The following is a 14875-nucleotide window of genomic DNA, read 5'->3' as shown; positions in this document are numbered from 1 at the left end:
GCCGGCAGGCGGTCCGGACGGATCACGCCTCGTGGGTGGCGACGATCTCCCGCTTCTCCGCGAAGTGGCAGGCGCTCGGGTGGTCCGTGCCCCGCCGGATCTGCAGCAGCGGCACCTCCTGGGCGCAGACGTCCTGCGCCTTCCAGCAGCGGGTGCGGAACCGGCAGCCCGAGGGCGGGCTGACCGGGGAGGGGACGTCACCGGTGAGCCGGATGATCGCCTTGTTCTCCCGCAGCGTCGGGTCCGGCACCGGCACCGCCGACAGCAGCGCCTGGGTGTACGGGTGGGTCGGCCGCTCGTAGATCTCGTCCTCGGTGCCGACCTCCACCATCTTGCCCAGGTACATCACCGCGACCCGGTCGGAGAGGTGGCGCACGACCGACAGGTCGTGGGCGATGAAGACGTACGACAGGCCGAACTCGTTCTGGAGCTTCTCCAGCAGATTCATCACCTGAGCCTGGATCGACACGTCCAGGGCCGAGACCGGCTCGTCGCAGACGATCACCTCGGGCCGCAGCGCCAGGGCCCGGGCGATGCCGATGCGCTGCCGCTGGCCGCCGGAGAACTGGTGCGGGTACCGGTTGATGTGCTCCGGGTTGAGGCCGACCAGGTCGAGCAGCTCCTTGACCTTGTTCCGGCGGCTGCCCTTCGGGGCCACCTCGGGGTGGATCTCGAACGGCTCGCCGATCAGGTCACCCACCGTCATCCGGGGGTTCAGCGAGGTGTACGGGTCCTGCATCACCAGCTGGATCTGCCGGCGCAGCCGCCGCAGTGCCCCGCCGGAGAGCTTGGAGATGTCCTGGCCCTTGTACCGGACGGTGCCGGCGGTCGGCTTCTCCAGGTTCATCAGGACCCGGCTCAGCGTCGACTTGCCGCAGCCCGACTCGCCCACCACGCCCAGCGTCTCGCCGGCCTTCAGGTCGAAGGAGACGCCGTCGACCGCCTTGACCTGACCGACGGTCTTCTTGAACACGATCCCGCGGGTGACGGGGTAGTGCTTGACCAGGTCACGGACCTCGATGATGTTCTCAGTCACGGCTCACGAGCTCCTCGGCGAAGTGGCAGGCGCTGGCCCGACCGCGGCCGATCTGCAGCAGCGGGGGCACCTTCTCCCGGCACACCGGCTGCGCCATGGGGCAGCGCGGGTTGAACGGGCAGCCCGGCGGGATGTTCATCAGGTTCGGCGGGAGGCCCTTGATGGTGCGGAGCTCCTGCCCCTTCTCGTCCATCCGCGGGATCGAGTCCAGCAGGCCGAGGGTGTACGGGTGCGCCGGCTTGGCGTACAGGTCGTACACGTCGGCTTCCTCGACGATCCGGCCGGCGTACATGACCGCGATCCGGTCCGCGACGTCGGCGACCACGCCGAGGTCGTGGGTGATCAGGATCATGCCCATCCGCCGCTCCCGCTGGAGCTCGCCGAGCAGGTCCATGATCTGGGCCTGCACGGTCACGTCCAGCGCGGTGGTCGGCTCGTCCGCGATCAGCACCTCCGGGTCGAGCGCCAGCGACATCGCGATCATGGCGCGCTGCCGCATACCGCCGGAGAACTGGTGCGGGTAGTTGCCGTACCGGCCCTTGGCGTTCGGGATCTTGACCTGGTCGAGCATCTCGATCGCGCGCTTCTTGGCGTCCGCGCGGCTCATGCCGCGCCGGATCCGGAACTGCTCGGCGACCTGGAACCCGACGGTGAAGACGGGGTTCAGCGCGGAGAGCGAGTCCTGGAAGATCATCGCGATGCCCTCGCCACGGATGCGGCGGCGCTCCTCGGCGGACATCTTGAGCATGTCCCTGCCGTGGAAGCGGACCTGTCCACCGGTGACGAAGCCCGGCGGGGTGTCCAGGATGCCCATGATGGTCTGCGCGGTGACGCTCTTGCCGGAGCCGGACTCGCCGAGCACGGCGAGGGTCTCCCCTGCGTCGACGTGGTACGTGACCCCGTTGATGACCTTGGCGACGCCGTCCCGGGTACGGAACTCGACCCGCAGGTCGTCGACCTCGAGCAGCCGGCCGGAGGGGCGGCCGGATCCGTCGGCGCCGGGCGCGGACTGCTCGGACACGAGAATGTCGGACAACTCAGTCTCCCCTATCGGAGCTTCGGGTCGAGGGCCTCGCGGACCGCCTCGCCAAGCATGACGAAGCTGAGCACGGCGGTGACGAGGAACGCGGCGGGGAAGAAGAGCAGGAAGGGCGCGACCCGGATGTAGTTCTGCGCTTCACTGATCATGATGCCCCAGGAGACCACCGGGCTCTTCAGACCGACGCCCAGGAAGGAGAGCGTGGCCTCGGCGCCGATGAAGGAGCCGACCATGATCGTCCCGTACACCAGCAGCGGCGCCAGGCAGTTCGGCAGCAGGTGCTTGAGGATGATCCGGCCGGTCCCCGCGCCAAGGGCCCGGGCCGCGACGATGTAGTCGGCCTCCTTGGTGGCCAGCACCGAGGAGCGCATCAGCCGCATCACGACCGGCCAGGTCAGCACCACCAGGGAGGCGATGACCAGGGCCATGATCTGCCACTTGCTGTTACTGGTGCCGGAGCCGTTGAACGTGGTCAGGATGACGATGGCACCCAGCACGAACGGCAGACCGAAGAAGACGTCGGCGATCCGGGAGAGCAGCGAGTCCACCCAGCCGCCGCGGTAACCGGCGATGACGCCCATCGTCCCACCGACCAGCATGGTGCCGACCACGGAGAGCAGAGCCACCACCACGGACGCACGGGCGCCGTAGATCACCCGGGCGTACACGTCACGGCCCTGTACGTCGTAGCCGAACCAGGCGTTCGCGGACGGCTTGCCGAGGCTGTTGGCAAGCGTGCCGTTGACGGCGTCGCCGGCGCTGAACAGCGACGGGAAGGCCGCCATGAGCACGAACAGCACGATGAACGCCGAGGAGATCCAGAAGAGTGGCTTGCGCCGCAGGTCCCGCCAGGCGTCACCCAGGAGGCCACGCGGCTTCTCCTTGCGGGCGCTCTCCGGCAGGCCGGCGTTCGCGGGGGCACCGATCTCACCTGGCTGCTCGGGGCGCGGGGTGCTGACGATCGAGGCGGTGGAAGGGTCACTCATAGCGGATCCTCGGGTCCAGGGCGGCGTAAAGCAGGTCGACCACCAGGTTCATCAGCAGATAGACCAGCACCAGCACCACCACGATGGAGACAACCGTAGCGCTCTCCTTGGTGACGATCGACCGGTAGACCTGGCGACCGATCCCGTTGATCTGGAAGATGCCCTCGGTGACGATCGCTCCGCCCATCAGGGCGCCGAGGTCGGTGCCGAGCAGGGTGACCACCGGGATGAGCGAGTTGCGCAGCAGGTGCACGCCGACCACCCGGCGCATCGGCAGGCCCTTGGCGATCGCGGTGCGCACGTAGTCCGCACGCCGGTTCTCGGCGATGCTCGTCCGCGCCACCCGGGCGATGTACGCCATCGAGGCGCTGCCCAGCACGAAGCCGGGAATGATCAGCTCGGAGAACCGCATCTCGCTGGAGACGGTCGGCTTGACGAGCTGCCACTGCACGCCGAACAGCCACTGGAGCACGAAGCCGACCACGAAGACCGGCAGCGCGATCAGGAACAGCGTGGAGACCAGGACCAGGTTGTCCAGGAAGCCGTTGCGGCGCAGGCCGGTGAGCACACCGGCGGTGAGGCCGATGCCTGCCTCGATGAGCAGGGCCACCACGGCGAGCTTCAGCGTGTTGGGGTACGCGGTCGCGATGATGTCGTTGATCGACCGGCCGCTGAACGTCTGCCCGAAGTCCCCCTTGAGGAGGTTCTGCATGTACGTCGCGTACTGGACGAAGATGTTCTGGTCGAGGTGGTACTTGTCGGTCATGAACGCGATGTACTGGTCCGGGCAGCGCCGCTCGCCGCACTTACCGGCGAAGGGGTCACCGGGCACGGCCCAGACGAGCGCGTAGATCATGAACGTGGTGCCGATGAAGACCGGCACGAGTTGGAGCAGCCGTCTCAAGAGATAGCGGCCCATGGGGTGGTCCTCCAGACAGGGGGCGCGTCGGACGGCCGACACGATGGCGACAACGTGCGAGGCAGATGTTGTAACACCCTCTCGCGGAACTGCCCCGGGCCGGGCCCACCGGATGTGGCGAGCCCGACCCGGGGTCAGATCGTTCGGATCAGAGCTCGACCGAGGAGAGGTCCAGCTCGCCGACGTTGTTCAGCTCGAGCTTCTTGATCTTCTCCGAGTGGCCGGACTGCTGGCCGTAGAAGTAGACCGGGATGGTCGGCACGTCAGCGTCGACCTTCTTGAGAACCTCGGCGAACTGCTGGTGCGAGGCCTCGAGGCTCGGGGCAGCGCTGGCGGCCTTGGCCGCCGCGTCGACCTCAGGGTTGCTGTAGAGGCCGTCGTTGGAGGAGCCACCCTTGACGTACAGCGGGTTCACCCAGTTCTCGATGTCCGGGTAGTCCTGCTGCCAGGCAGCACGGTACAGGCCCTTCATCTTGTGGGCGTTGATGTTCTGACGGAACACCGCGAAGGTCGGCATGCCCTCGGCGCGAGCGTTGATGCCGAGGTTGGTCTTGACCTGCTGCGCGACGGCCTCCATCCAGTCCTTGTGGCTGGAGTCGGCGTTGTAGTAGAAGACCATCTCGCCCTGGAAGCCACCGGCCTCCTGGAGCAGCTGCTTGGCCTGCGTCGGGTCGAACTTGCAGGCGGTGCAGTTACCGGCCGGGGCGCCCGGGGTGAGCGGGTTGGCCCAGCTGTCAGCCGGCTTGCGGGTGCCGAAGAAGATCTTGTCGGAGATCGCCTGCCGGTCGATCGACATGGAGACGGCGCGACGCAGCTTCGGGTCGGTGAAGCGCTTGTCGTAGATCGGGAAAGCGATGAAGGCGGTCGTCGGCGTGACGGTAGACATGGCCCGGTCGCCCAGGTCCGTCTTGTACTTCTCGCCCGCCAGCGCCGAGGTCGGGATGGTCTCCATGAAGTCGAGGTTGTTGCCCTGCAGGTCGGCGTAAGCCGCGTCCTCGCTCTGGTAGAGCTTGAACGTGACGTCCTTGATCTTCAGCTTGTCGCGCAGGTTGTAGTCGTCGAAGCGCGTCAGCTTGATCTCGACGTTGTCCTGCCACGACACGAACTTCACCGGGCCGTTGCCGATCGGGTTCTTGCCGAACTCCTCGGGCTTCGCGCTGAAGAACGCGTCCGGCAGCGGCATGAAGGCGCTGTAGCCGAGCTTGGTCGGGAAGACCGCGGTCGGCGCGGAGAGGGTGACCTCGAAGGTCTGGTCGTCGACGACCTTCAGGCCGGACATCTTGTCGACCTTCGGGGTCGGGGCCTTCTGCGGGCCGTCGCCGTCCGGGTCCTCGGTGGCGACGTCGCCGTAGCCCTGGATGTCGGAGAAGAAGCTGCCGTTCGCGGCGCCGTTCGGCGAGTAGGCGGCCCAGTTCCAGGCGTCGACGAAGTTCTTCGCCTTCACCTCGGTACCGTCGTGGAACTTGGTACCCTTCTTGATCTTGATGGTGAAGACCTTCGAGTCCTTCGTCTCGATGGAGTCAGCCAGCGCGTTCTGCGGGGCCCCACCGTTGTTCGGGTACTCGACCAGGCCGGTCCAGAGCGAGTCGATGATCTTGCCGCCGCCGGTCTCGGTGGTGTTCGCCGGAACCAGCGGGTTCTCCGGCTGGACGCCGTGGATGGTGATCGCGCCGTCCTTGGTGGCGCCGGCTTCGCCGCCGCCACCCTCACTGCTCGAGCAACCGGTAGCGACCAGCGCGGCGGCCATACCGACCGCGAGGGCACCGGTCGCCCGCTTCGAGACTCTCATACCGAGGGGCCTCCTCTTTCTAACCTGGTTCCGTCGTGGGTTCACGCACGTCTGGGGGGTGACGCCGCCGCCGACCCGAACCGCAGGTCGACGGTTACCGCAGGGGAAATCGGGACACCCCAGGGGTACCGATCCGCCGGGCACCACACTCTCGCCGGGCGACACCGCGCAGGGTCGACGGCCACGTTCCGCGACGAGAAGCGGCGTCACGTGGTCGGCGGGCCCGACGGGGTGCCTCACAACGAGGGTGAGGTGCTGCCACTGTGACACCCACCGGCCCATTACGTGAAGGTGCCGTTATCAAGCCGTTAGTTGCCCGCCACGTTGCCGATACCTGAGAAAAGATCATGAAACGCCCGAGTCGGACCTCGCTGAACAGGAAAGACGCGGTCACATGGGGCGAGCACGGCACGTACTCTCGGTCCCTGTGAGCTTCCCTGCCTCCGCTCCGGCACTGTCCGGCCTCCATCGGGCGCTGGCCGTATTTGCCCATCCGGATGATGTCGACTTCGGCTGTGCGGGCACCATTGCCGCCTGGGTGGAGGAGGGCATCGAGGTCGCGTACCTCATCATCACCCGGGGTGAGTCCGGCGGCTTCGACGACACCCCCCGCGAGGAGGTGCCCCGACTGCGCGAACGGGAGCAGCGGGCCGCGGCGGCCGCGGTCGGCGTGCACCGGGTGGACTTCGTCGACGGCCACGCCGACGGGATACTCACCCCCAGCCTCGCCCTGCGCCGGCAGGTCGCCGCGGCGATCCGGCGGTTCCGGCCGGAACGGGTCCTCACCAGCTCTCCACTGCGCCGCTGGGAGCATCTCGCCGGCCCGAGCCACCCGGACCACCTGGCGGTCGGCGAGGCCACCACCTGCGCGGTCTACCCGGACGCGCGCAACGCCTTCGCCTTCCCCGAGCTGCTGGACGAGGGGCTGGAGCCGTGGGTGGTCCGGGAGATCTGGTACGCCGGCGGCCCCGCCCCGGACCACGCCGTGGACGTCACCCCGTACCTCGACCGGAAGATCGCCGCGATGCGGGCCCACCGCTCGCAGACCGCGCACCTGGACGTGGAGACCTGGGTACGCGGCTGGCTCACCACGGTGGCCGACAACGCCGGCCTGCCCGCCGGCCGGCTGGCCGAGTCGTTCACCGTGCTCCGCACGGAGTGACCGCGTCGGCTACCGACCGGCGAAGAGACAGACCCCGCCGAAGGAGACCGAGTCCTGGGCGGAAACGGTCACGATCGCCTCACCCGCTCACACCAGCCGGCGGTCCGCCGCCCACCGGGACAGCTCGTACCGGTTGGACATCTGGAGCTTGCGGAGCACGTTCGACACGTGCGTCTCGACCGTCTTGATCGAGATGAACAGCTCCTTGGCGATCTCCTTGTACGCGTACCCCCGGGCCAGCAGCCGAAGCACCTCGCGCTCCCGGTTGGTGAGCTGGTCCAGCTCCGGATCGGCCACCGGCGCGTCCGGCCGGGCCGCGAACGCGTCCAGCACGAACCCGGCCAGCCGCGGGCTGAACACCGCGTCGCCGTCGGCCACCCGGCGGATGGCGTCGGTCAGCTCGTCCGGCGAGATGGTCTTCGTGACGTACCCCCGGGCGCCGGCCCGGATCAGCCCGATCACGTCCTCGGCCGCGTCCGACACGCTCAGCGCGAGGAACTTCACCTGCGGGTGGGTACGCCGCATCGCGTCCAGCACCGCCCGGCCGCCGCCGTCCGGCATGTGCACATCCAGCAGCACCACGTCGGGCTGGGTGGCGGCGATCCGGGTGACCGCCTCGGCCACCGTGCTCGCCTCGCCCACCACCTCCACATGGCCGCCGAGCTCGGCGCGTACGCCCGCCCGGAACATCGCGTGGTCGTCGACGAGGAACACCCGCAGCCGCCCGTCCCGGGGCTGCGCCCCCTCGACCGGTCCGTGCTCGGCCATGGTCATTTGTCCCTTTCCGTCGCGGAGCCGGTGCCGGTGATCGGCAGGATCAGCCGCACCTCGGTCCCCTCCCCAGGCTCGGACCGGATCTCCGCCCGGCCACCGTGCCGCTTCATCCGCCCGATGATCGACCCTCGGACGCCGTGCCGGTGATCCTCCACGGTATCCGGGTCGAAGCCCTTGCCCCGGTCCCGCACGAAGACGCTGACCTGGTCCGGCTCCACCTCCGCGTAGAGCGAGACGGTCTGCACCCCGGCATGCCGGGCGGCGTTCACCAGCGCCTCCCGGGCCGCGGCGACCAGCGCGCCGACCCGCTCGTCGGTCTCCCGGTCGCCGACCACCACCGCCTCCACCGTGATGGCGAAGGTGTCCTCCACCTCGGCGGCGGCCTGCTCCAGGGCCGCGGCGAAGCGCTCGCTCGGTGAGCCGGTCGGCTTGTAGAGCCAGTTGCGCAGCGACCGTTCCTGGCCCCGGGCCAGGCGCTGGACCGTCTTGACGTCGCTGGCGTTGCGCTGGATCAGGGCCAGGGTGTGCAGCACCTGGTCGTGCACCATGGCGGCCAGCTCGGCGCGCTCCTGCTCGCGGATGCGCCCCTCCCGCTCCGAGCGGAGCTGGTTCCAGGTCCGCCAGAGCACGGGCGCGGCCACCACGCCGACCCCGGCCAGCCCGACCAGCGCGAAGATCACGCCGTTGAGCACGGCGTCGAAGTTCTGCGCCGGTGAGTAGACCGCCGCCACGCCGATGATGCCGACCGCGACCAGCACGCCGCCACCGATGAAGCGGAGCACGAACGCCCGGCGGTCGCTCTCCTCCACCACCGCGCCGAGCCACGGCACCGGCATCGACTCGCCCCACTGCCGGCGGCGCTCCGGGGCGGACTGGTGCCAGATCACCCCGGCGCCGACCGCGATGATCGCAACCAGCCAGCCGGCGGTGCCGGCCGCGCCCACCGAGTCGAAGACCATCACCTGGGTCAGCAGCACGCCCAGCCCGATCGCGACGAAGGGCAGGAGCTGGGCGAGGTCCCGGCGGGGCGGTACGGCGTCGCCGGGGCGCAGCGGGACCACCGCCCAGAAGGCGGCGTAGAGCAGCAGGCCCAGGCCGCTCAGCCCGAGCAGCACCATGAAGGCCACCCGGACGCGGACCACGGAGATGCCGAGGTGGTCCGCGATGCCGGCGGCCACCCCCGCGGCCAACCGGTGCTCGGGGGCACGGTAGAGCCGCGGCGGGGGTGGGGACACGGTGCTGCTGATCGGAAGCTCCCTGGTCATGGGACGAGGTACGGGCCGGTTCCGGCGCCGCTCCGATCGTCACACGGCCGGGGCGCCCCGGACCACGGGGAGGCCCCCGACATTCGGCCGGCGCGGATCTCAGGGTGGCGTCAGGGTCGGTTCCTGAGGACGCTCGGGCGCCCGGGGCAGCAGGATCGGAGCATGACCGAGGACGCTGCCCGTCCGCCCCTGCCCGGGGCGGCACCGCCGGACGGGCCACCGCCACCCACGGCGCCGGCACCGGCGCCCACCACCCAGGCCGGTTCGGAGCAGGGCGCTCCGCCGGCCGGGGACCCTGCCGGCGACCCGTCGTGGTCCGCCGCCGGCGCCGAGCCGCTCGGCGATCCGCCGCCCGGGTACGCCCCGCCGCCCGGCGCCGCCGGCTTCACCTCGCGGTACGGGCTGGTCCGCCCCCGCGAGGGCCGCTACCTGGCCGGCGTCTGCGCGGCGATCGGCCGGGCCACGAACACCGACCCGGTGCTCTGGCGGGTGCTGCTCGCCGTGCTGGGCTTCTTCGGCGGCATCGGCATCCTGGTCTACGTGGCCGCCTGGCTGATCATCCCCGGCGAGGGGGACACCGCCTCCCCGGTGGAGTCGATGCTCGGCCGGGGCCGGTCCAGCATGTCCCCGGTGACCGTCATCGTGCTCAGCATCCTGGTCGCGGTCAGCTTCGGCTACATCGTCACCGACGCCTTCCGGGCCGTCCTGCTCGGCGCGGCCATCCTGATCGGCGGCGCGCTGCTGCTCAATCGGGAACACCGGGGGACGGCGGCGCCGGGAGCCGCGTCCGGCCCGCCCGCGACACCTCCCGGTCCCGTGCCGCCGGTGAGCTGGCCGGCCCCGCAGATGTACGCCCCGCCCGCCGACGTCCCGGCCTCGGGCCTGCCGGCCGCCCGACCCACCACGGGAGCCGGCGCGGAGGCGCCGGTCTGGCCCGCCGCGCCGACGATCGGCGCGCCGGCCGGGGTGGCGGTCCCCGTACCGCCCACCGCGCCGCCGACCGGCTACCGGGCGCCGTTCGCCCCTCGTGGCCCGTACGCCGGGCCGTACCCGCCGGCGCCGCAGCCGCGGGTCCGGGCGCCCAAGCCGCCCAAGCGGCCGAAGGAACGCTCCCCGCTCGGCGCGGCGACGTTCTCGCTGATCTTCCTGGCGCTGGGCGTGGTCGCCGTGCTCGACCTGCTCGACGTCTTTCCGGTGGGCGCCGCCGGGTACTTCGCCGCGGCGCTGGCCACGATGGGGCTCGGGCTGCTGGTCGGCACCTGGTTCGGCCGGGCGCGCTGGTTGATCGCGCTGGGCCTGGTGACCGCGGCGGCGCTCGGCGTCGCCACCGTCGCCGAGTCCTACGACCGGGTACGCGGCATCGACGGCGACGTGACCTGGGCCCCGACGGACTACCGCGACCTGGCGACCCGGTACGAGAACAACTTCGGCGACGCCGTGCTCGACCTGCGCGGCGTCGACTTCGACAAGAAGGAGACGCAGATCACCGTGGCGATCAACTTCGGCGAGGCGACCGTGGTGGTGCCGCCGAACGTCGACGTCACCACGGTGGCCGACGTCAACGCCGGTGACGCCACCGTCTTCGGCCGGCGCTCCGGCGGCATGGACGGCAACCTCCGGGAGAGCACCGACGTCGGCCCGGACGGCCCGGGCGGCGGCGAACTGCGCCTGCTCATCCACGTCAACGCCGGCAACCTGGAGGTGACCCGGTGAAGGCCCACCGCACCGACCTCGTCTCGCTCGCGTTCGGGCTGGTCTTCCTGGCCCTCTCCGTCTGGTGGCTGCTGGCCCGGATCCTCGGGCTGACGCTCCCGCCGGTGGGATGGTTCCTGGCCGGCGCGCTCATCCTGATCGGGGTGTTGGGCCTGGCCGGCGCGCTGCGCTCCGGCCGGCACGCCGACCGGGACGCCGCCGCCGGGACGGACGCCGAGACGACCGTGTCGGCTCCCTACGAGGGCGGCCCGGAGTGGACCCCGCCGGTCGCGCCGGAGGCCGACGAGTGGCGTACCGACGCGGTCGGCGACGACGCGGCGGAGGCGGTGGCGGACCGGCCGGTCAGCGGAGGGGCGGGCGAATCGCGCTGGTCGCCGTCCGCGCCGCCGACGGACCCCGGCACCAGCACGGATGCGACGACCCGGGAGCAGCCCACCGTCGACCTCGGACCGACGAGCCCCGGGCGGTCCACCGTCGGCGACGCGCCGGCCACCCGGCAGCAGCGGGCCGCCGGAGCCGGCCCGGCGGCGGGCCCGGACGGCGAGGAGCGGTAACCGGGCCGAGCGCGGCGGTGCGGGGCTCCTCCGGCGGCGCATATGCTGACCGGTGGAGATCTCGCCTCCGCCGGCCGGCCCACGCCGTGGGGCCTCGGCCGCGGCCGGGCCGCCACGTCGCCGGGTTCCGCCCGGACCCGGTGGTCCCGGTCGCCGAGCCTCGTCCCCGGCCGACCAGGTCGCCGTGGCGGTCCCACCGCTTTCCCGTCTCTACCCCGTCAGGAGCCCGTCCGACATGACCCAGTCCCCCGCCGTGCGCACCGCCGGCGCGTCCGGTCCGGTCCGGATCGGCGAGCGCGCCGCCCGTACCCTCGTCAGCGAGCTCGCCCGGCGCAACGACCCGAAGGCCGCCCTGCTGGTCGGCGCGGCTGCGGAGTCCGCGGTCCTGGCCGCGGCGATCGAGGCGCTGCTCCCCGGCGACCGGCTCACCGTCGTGCCGGCGGAGGGGTCGTCCGCCGCCGCGCTCCGCGAGCACGTGTCGGCCCAGGGCCGTTGGGTCGCCGACCGGGTACGCGTGGTCGACACCCTCGCCGAGGCCGACGCCGCCGAGGTGGTCATCGCCGCCGAGCCGTTCACCGGCACCGCCGACGAGGCCCGGACGGCCGTCGACGGGCTGTCGAAGTACCTGTCCGACGCCGCGGTGCTGAGCGTGGCCGCGCCGCTCTTCCGGACCGAGGGCGCCGGCACCGAACTGGATCGGCAGGGCGTGCTGCACGGCGTCCGCACCGACCTGGTGCTGCGCAACTCCCCGCCGGTCCGGGTGCACCACCTCCGCTTCACGCCGGCCAGCGCCGCGGTGGCCGCCCGGCTGGCGCCGGCGTACCGGCCGTCCAGCGTGCCGCTGACCCGGAGCATGCACATCGACTCGAACGGCGTCGCCGCGGCCGGCATCAGCCTCGGGCTCGCGGCGCTGGCCCGGGTGGCCCGCCCGAAGTCGAAGCTCTGGCTGCTGCCGGCGCTGGCCGCCGCCCCGGTGGCCGCCTTCTTCCGGGACCCGGAGCGGGACGTGCCGGAGGACCCGTCGGCCGTGGTCGCCGCCGCGGACGGTCAGGTCCTCTCGGTGCAGCGGCTGCACGACGAGCGCTTCGGCGAGGGCGAGTGGCTGCGGCTCGCGGTCTTCCTCTCCGTGCTGGACGTGCACGTCAACCGCGCCCCGGTCGCCGGGAAGGTGGTCGACTACTTCGTCGCCGACGGCGGCTTCGTCAACGCGATGAAGCCGGACGCCGAGCACAACGTGGCGGCGTACACGGTGCTGGAGACCGAGCACGGCACGGTGGTGGTCGCGCAGCGTACCGGCCTGATCGCCCGGCGGATCGTGCAGCGGGCCCCGGTCGGCGCCCTGCTGGCCAAGGGCGAGCGCTTCGGGCTGATCCGGTTCGGCTCGCGGACCGACGTCTACCTGCCGGCGGACGCCGCCGAGCCGCTGGTCGGCCCCGGCGACAAGGTGGTCGGCGGCTCGACGGTGATCGCCCGCTGGGTCTGACCGTGGAGACACGAAAAAGGGGCGCCGCGAGTGCGGCGCCCCTTTTCGATGGCTCGGATCAGGCGGTACGGCGCTGGTGCAGCCAGAGCAGCGGGCCGCTGACCAGGTAACCCACCACCACCAGGGCGAAGGTGAGCCGGATGTCGACCAGGGCGCCGACCACCGGGGCCAGCCAGAGCCACGGCGGCAGCTTCACCAGCCGGGCGAGCTTCGCGTACGGGAAGCTGGAGACCATCGCGAAGGCCAGCAGGGCCACCCCGCCGACCAGCACCAGGCCGGAGACCGGCAGCCCGATGGCCACGGTCAGGGCCAGCACGGCCGCCGCCATGGTGGTCGGTACGCCGCAGAAGAACCGGCCGTCCTTCGGCGAGACGTTGAACCGGGCGAGCCGGATCGCGGCGCAGGCCGCGACGAGGGCGCAGGCCACCGCAGCGGCGGCCGCCGACACCGAGCCGGCCAGCGAGGCGTAGACCACCACCGGGGCGGCGAGGCCGAACGAGCACATGTCGGCCAGCGAGTCCATCTGGGCGCCGAACGGGCTGGCCACGCCGAGCTTGCGGGCCAGCGCGCCGTCGAGACCGTCGAACACGACGCAGGCGATCAGGCAGAGCGCCGCGACCCGCACCTCGCCCTGCATGGCCAGGAAGATGGCCAGCATGCCGAGCATCAGGCTGCTCAGGGTGCAGCCGTTGACCACCGCGAACTTCATCCGGCGGGCGGCGGTGCGCTCGCCCGGCAGGAGCGGGATCGACATCGCCGTCGCGTCGTCGTCGACCGCCGACGTGGGGGCGAGCGCCGGGCTGACCGGCATGATGGCCTCGACCTCGGCGCGGTTGAACCGGCCGTAGCGGCGACGCTGCCGGTCGGCGTAGCGGTGGTCCGGAACGACCAGGTCGGCGCCGGGGACGGCGTCGTCCCGTCGGCCCACCCGGACCAGCAGCACCTGGCGGGCGAACGTGCTGCTGCGGCGCAACCGGCCCGCCCAGCGACGCCCTGCGGGGCGCGGACTGTCAGTCGTACGACGCCGGCGCCATGGGGCTCTCGGCACGTTTCCTCCATCACCGGATCGGCTGACCCGCCACCAGGGCGGGCTGTCCGGCTGTCTCGTGCCGGACCTTGCTGGTCCGGCAGCCCGTTTTGCGGAGTACACCATTGCACAAGGGAAAGGGGCTTGGCGATAGCTGCCGGCGGTACTTATAGCTCTCTTAACCGCACGAACCGCTCTCTTGTTCCCAACTCGGGCTCCATCGCCCGTTTCTTCCACCAATCCCAGCTAACGACTGTACCGGAGCGAGCCCAGGGCGCTCGGCGAGCGGGTGCTATCGACCTCGACGTCCGGTTGCCAGCGCGGCCACGTCGGTCAGCCGCAAGCCGTTGACCTGCTCCGGAAGGAACCAGGCGGCCCGGGCGGTGGACCCGCCGGCGAGCTCCGTCACCACCGCCTCGGTCGGGGCGTCCACCAGCACCCGGTAGATCACCCGCACCCCGTGCCAGTCCAGCGGCCGCCCCTCCGGCCCGAGCGCGGCCGGATTGTGCAGGTTGTCGACGGCCAGCAGCTCGACCACCCGGCCGAGCTGGCCGGCCTCCTCGACCAGCTCGCGGAGCAGCCCGGCGGCCGGCTGCTCGCCGTGGTCGGTGCCACCACCGGGCAGGTGCCACTTGCCGGCACCCGGGTACCCCTCGGCGATCATGGTGAGCAGCACCCGCCCCGCCGGGTCGGTGACCAGCCCGTACGCGGCGAAGCGCTGCCGCCGGTCGGTGGGCGCCGGCCCGAACGGCGCCCGGGCGGTCCGCGCGGGCAGCGGGTCGACCGGCAGGCCGAGCAGCTCCGCGGTGAACGGCAGCAGCGGCAGCCCGGCCGCCTCGGCGGGGGTGAACCAGGCCGCCAGGTCGCTGGTCCGGTCGACCTCGTCCCGGAGCGTCCCTGCGGTGGGCGTGACGTCGAAGATGATCCGATCGGTGTGCAGGGCGACCTCGAGGTCGGGGTACCGGGTCACGTCCGCCACGGCGTCCCGGAGCCCGGCCACCGCCACGGTCAGCCCGGTCTCCTCGGCGAACTCCCGCACCACCGCGGCCTCGGGATGCTCGGCGTGGTCGAGCCCACCCCCCGGCAGCTGCCACACCCCCGGAAAGTCCGCGGTGGCCGACCCCCGCA

12 protein-coding genes and 1 pseudogene are annotated in these 14875 nt (G+C 71.7%); 4 read left to right on the top strand and 9 right to left on the bottom strand.

Annotated elements, in window-relative coordinates; translation table 11 throughout:
• Window positions 1-22: 22 nt before the first annotated feature.
• From DKT69_RS22270 to DKT69_RS22250, 5 genes are all read right to left on the bottom strand, one after another.
• A complete protein-coding gene (locus DKT69_RS22270) occupies window positions 23-1036 on the bottom strand; it encodes an ABC transporter ATP-binding protein (RefSeq protein ID WP_109803458.1) in 1014 nt (337 codons plus the stop codon).
• Window positions 1029-2057 carry an ABC transporter ATP-binding protein gene (locus DKT69_RS22265; protein ID WP_109803457.1) on the bottom strand — a complete coding sequence of 343 codons (1029 nt, stop codon included), beginning with the start codon at window positions 2055-2057 and terminating at the stop codon, window positions 1029-1031. Before DKT69_RS22265 ends, DKT69_RS22270 begins: the two co-directional genes overlap by 8 nt.
• A 26-nt stretch (window positions 2058-2083) precedes the next feature.
• Window positions 2084-3061, bottom strand: a complete 978-nt coding sequence (locus DKT69_RS22260; protein WP_109803456.1) for an ABC transporter permease — start codon at window positions 3059-3061, stop codon at window positions 2084-2086.
• Window positions 3054-3980, bottom strand: a complete 927-nt coding sequence (locus DKT69_RS22255) for an ABC transporter permease (RefSeq protein ID WP_109803455.1) — start codon at window positions 3978-3980, stop codon at window positions 3054-3056. Before DKT69_RS22255 ends, DKT69_RS22260 begins: the two co-directional genes overlap by 8 nt.
• A 148-nt stretch (window positions 3981-4128) precedes the next feature.
• Complete coding sequence (locus tag DKT69_RS22250; RefSeq protein ID WP_109803454.1) at window positions 4129-5769, bottom strand: peptide ABC transporter substrate-binding protein; 1641 nt, start codon at window positions 5767-5769, stop codon at window positions 4129-4131.
• A gap of 427 nt (window positions 5770-6196) precedes the next feature.
• Here DKT69_RS22250 and DKT69_RS22245 point away from each other — a divergent pair, with 427 nt between their 5' ends.
• A complete protein-coding gene (locus DKT69_RS22245) occupies window positions 6197-6931 on the top strand; it encodes a PIG-L deacetylase family protein (protein ID WP_236648158.1) in 735 nt (244 codons plus the stop codon).
• A gap of 87 nt (window positions 6932-7018) precedes the next feature.
• On the opposite strand, the gene DKT69_RS22240 is transcribed toward DKT69_RS22245, so the two are convergent.
• Window positions 7019-7699 (bottom strand): response regulator, encoded by a 681-nt coding sequence (locus DKT69_RS22240; RefSeq protein ID WP_109803452.1) that lies wholly within the window; start codon window positions 7697-7699, stop codon window positions 7019-7021.
• Window positions 7700-7701: 2 nt separating this feature from the next.
• The gene (locus DKT69_RS22235) at window positions 7702-8970 is read right to left on the bottom strand and encodes an ATP-binding protein (protein WP_109803451.1); all 1269 of its coding nucleotides are present in this window, start codon (window positions 8968-8970) and stop codon (window positions 7702-7704) included.
• Window positions 8971-9132: 162 nt separating this feature from the next.
• Here DKT69_RS22235 and DKT69_RS22230 point away from each other — a divergent pair, with 162 nt between their 5' ends.
• From DKT69_RS22230 to DKT69_RS22220, 3 genes and pseudogenes are all read left to right on the top strand, one after another.
• Window positions 9133-10683: a PspC domain-containing protein gene (locus tag DKT69_RS22230; protein WP_201749794.1), complete on the top strand. Its 1551-nt coding sequence runs from the start codon at window positions 9133-9135 to the stop codon at window positions 10681-10683.
• A pseudogene (locus tag DKT69_RS22225) lies at window positions 10680-10928 on the top strand (hypothetical protein); the annotation flags it as partial. The gene DKT69_RS22230 and the pseudogene DKT69_RS22225, both read left to right, overlap by 4 nt.
• Before the next feature lie 544 nt (window positions 10929-11472).
• Entirely contained in the window at window positions 11473-12720 is a 1248-nt protein-coding gene (locus DKT69_RS22220; protein WP_109803450.1) for a phosphatidylserine decarboxylase, read from the top strand.
• 58 nt (window positions 12721-12778) lie between these two features.
• Here the strand turns inward: DKT69_RS22220 and DKT69_RS22215 are convergent, their stop codons facing one another.
• Both DKT69_RS22215 and DKT69_RS22210 read right to left on the bottom strand, forming a co-directional pair.
• A complete protein-coding gene (locus DKT69_RS22215; protein WP_109803449.1) occupies window positions 12779-13693 on the bottom strand; it encodes a CDP-alcohol phosphatidyltransferase family protein in 915 nt (304 codons plus the stop codon).
• Between the two features lie 346 nt (window positions 13694-14039).
• The coding region (locus DKT69_RS22210) for an NUDIX domain-containing protein (protein ID WP_109803448.1) at window positions 14040-14875 on the bottom strand (836 nt) is incomplete at its 5' end.

The sequence above is a fragment of the Micromonospora sicca genome, assembly GCF_003172935.1.
GTDB lineage: Bacteria > Actinomycetota > Actinomycetes > Mycobacteriales > Micromonosporaceae > Micromonospora > Micromonospora sicca.
Note: the sequence above shows the minus strand (reverse complement) of the source record. Positions and strands in the feature narration are given on the sequence as shown.

Excerpts from the sequence above, each read along its gene's own strand:
- DKT69_RS22260 (WP_109803456.1), bottom strand. The coding sequence starts at position 3,061 with ATGAGTGACCCTTCCACCGCCTCGATCGTCAGCACCCCGCGCCCCGAG.
- DKT69_RS22255 (WP_109803455.1), bottom strand. The coding sequence starts at position 3,980 with ATGGGCCGCTATCTCTTGAGACGGCTGCTCCAACTCGTGCCGGTCTTC.
- DKT69_RS22250 (WP_109803454.1), bottom strand. The coding sequence starts at position 5,769 with ATGAGAGTCTCGAAGCGGGCGACCGGTGCCCTCGCGGTCGGTATGGCC.
- DKT69_RS22240 (WP_109803452.1), bottom strand. The coding sequence starts at position 7,699 with ATGGCCGAGCACGGACCGGTCGAGGGGGCGCAGCCCCGGGACGGGCGG.
- DKT69_RS22235 (WP_109803451.1), bottom strand. The coding sequence starts at position 8,970 with ATGACCAGGGAGCTTCCGATCAGCAGCACCGTGTCCCCACCCCCGCCG.
- DKT69_RS22230 (WP_201749794.1), top strand. The coding sequence starts at position 9,133 with ATGACCGAGGACGCTGCCCGTCCGCCCCTGCCCGGGGCGGCACCGCCG.
- DKT69_RS22220 (WP_109803450.1), top strand. The coding sequence starts at position 11,473 with ATGACCCAGTCCCCCGCCGTGCGCACCGCCGGCGCGTCCGGTCCGGTC.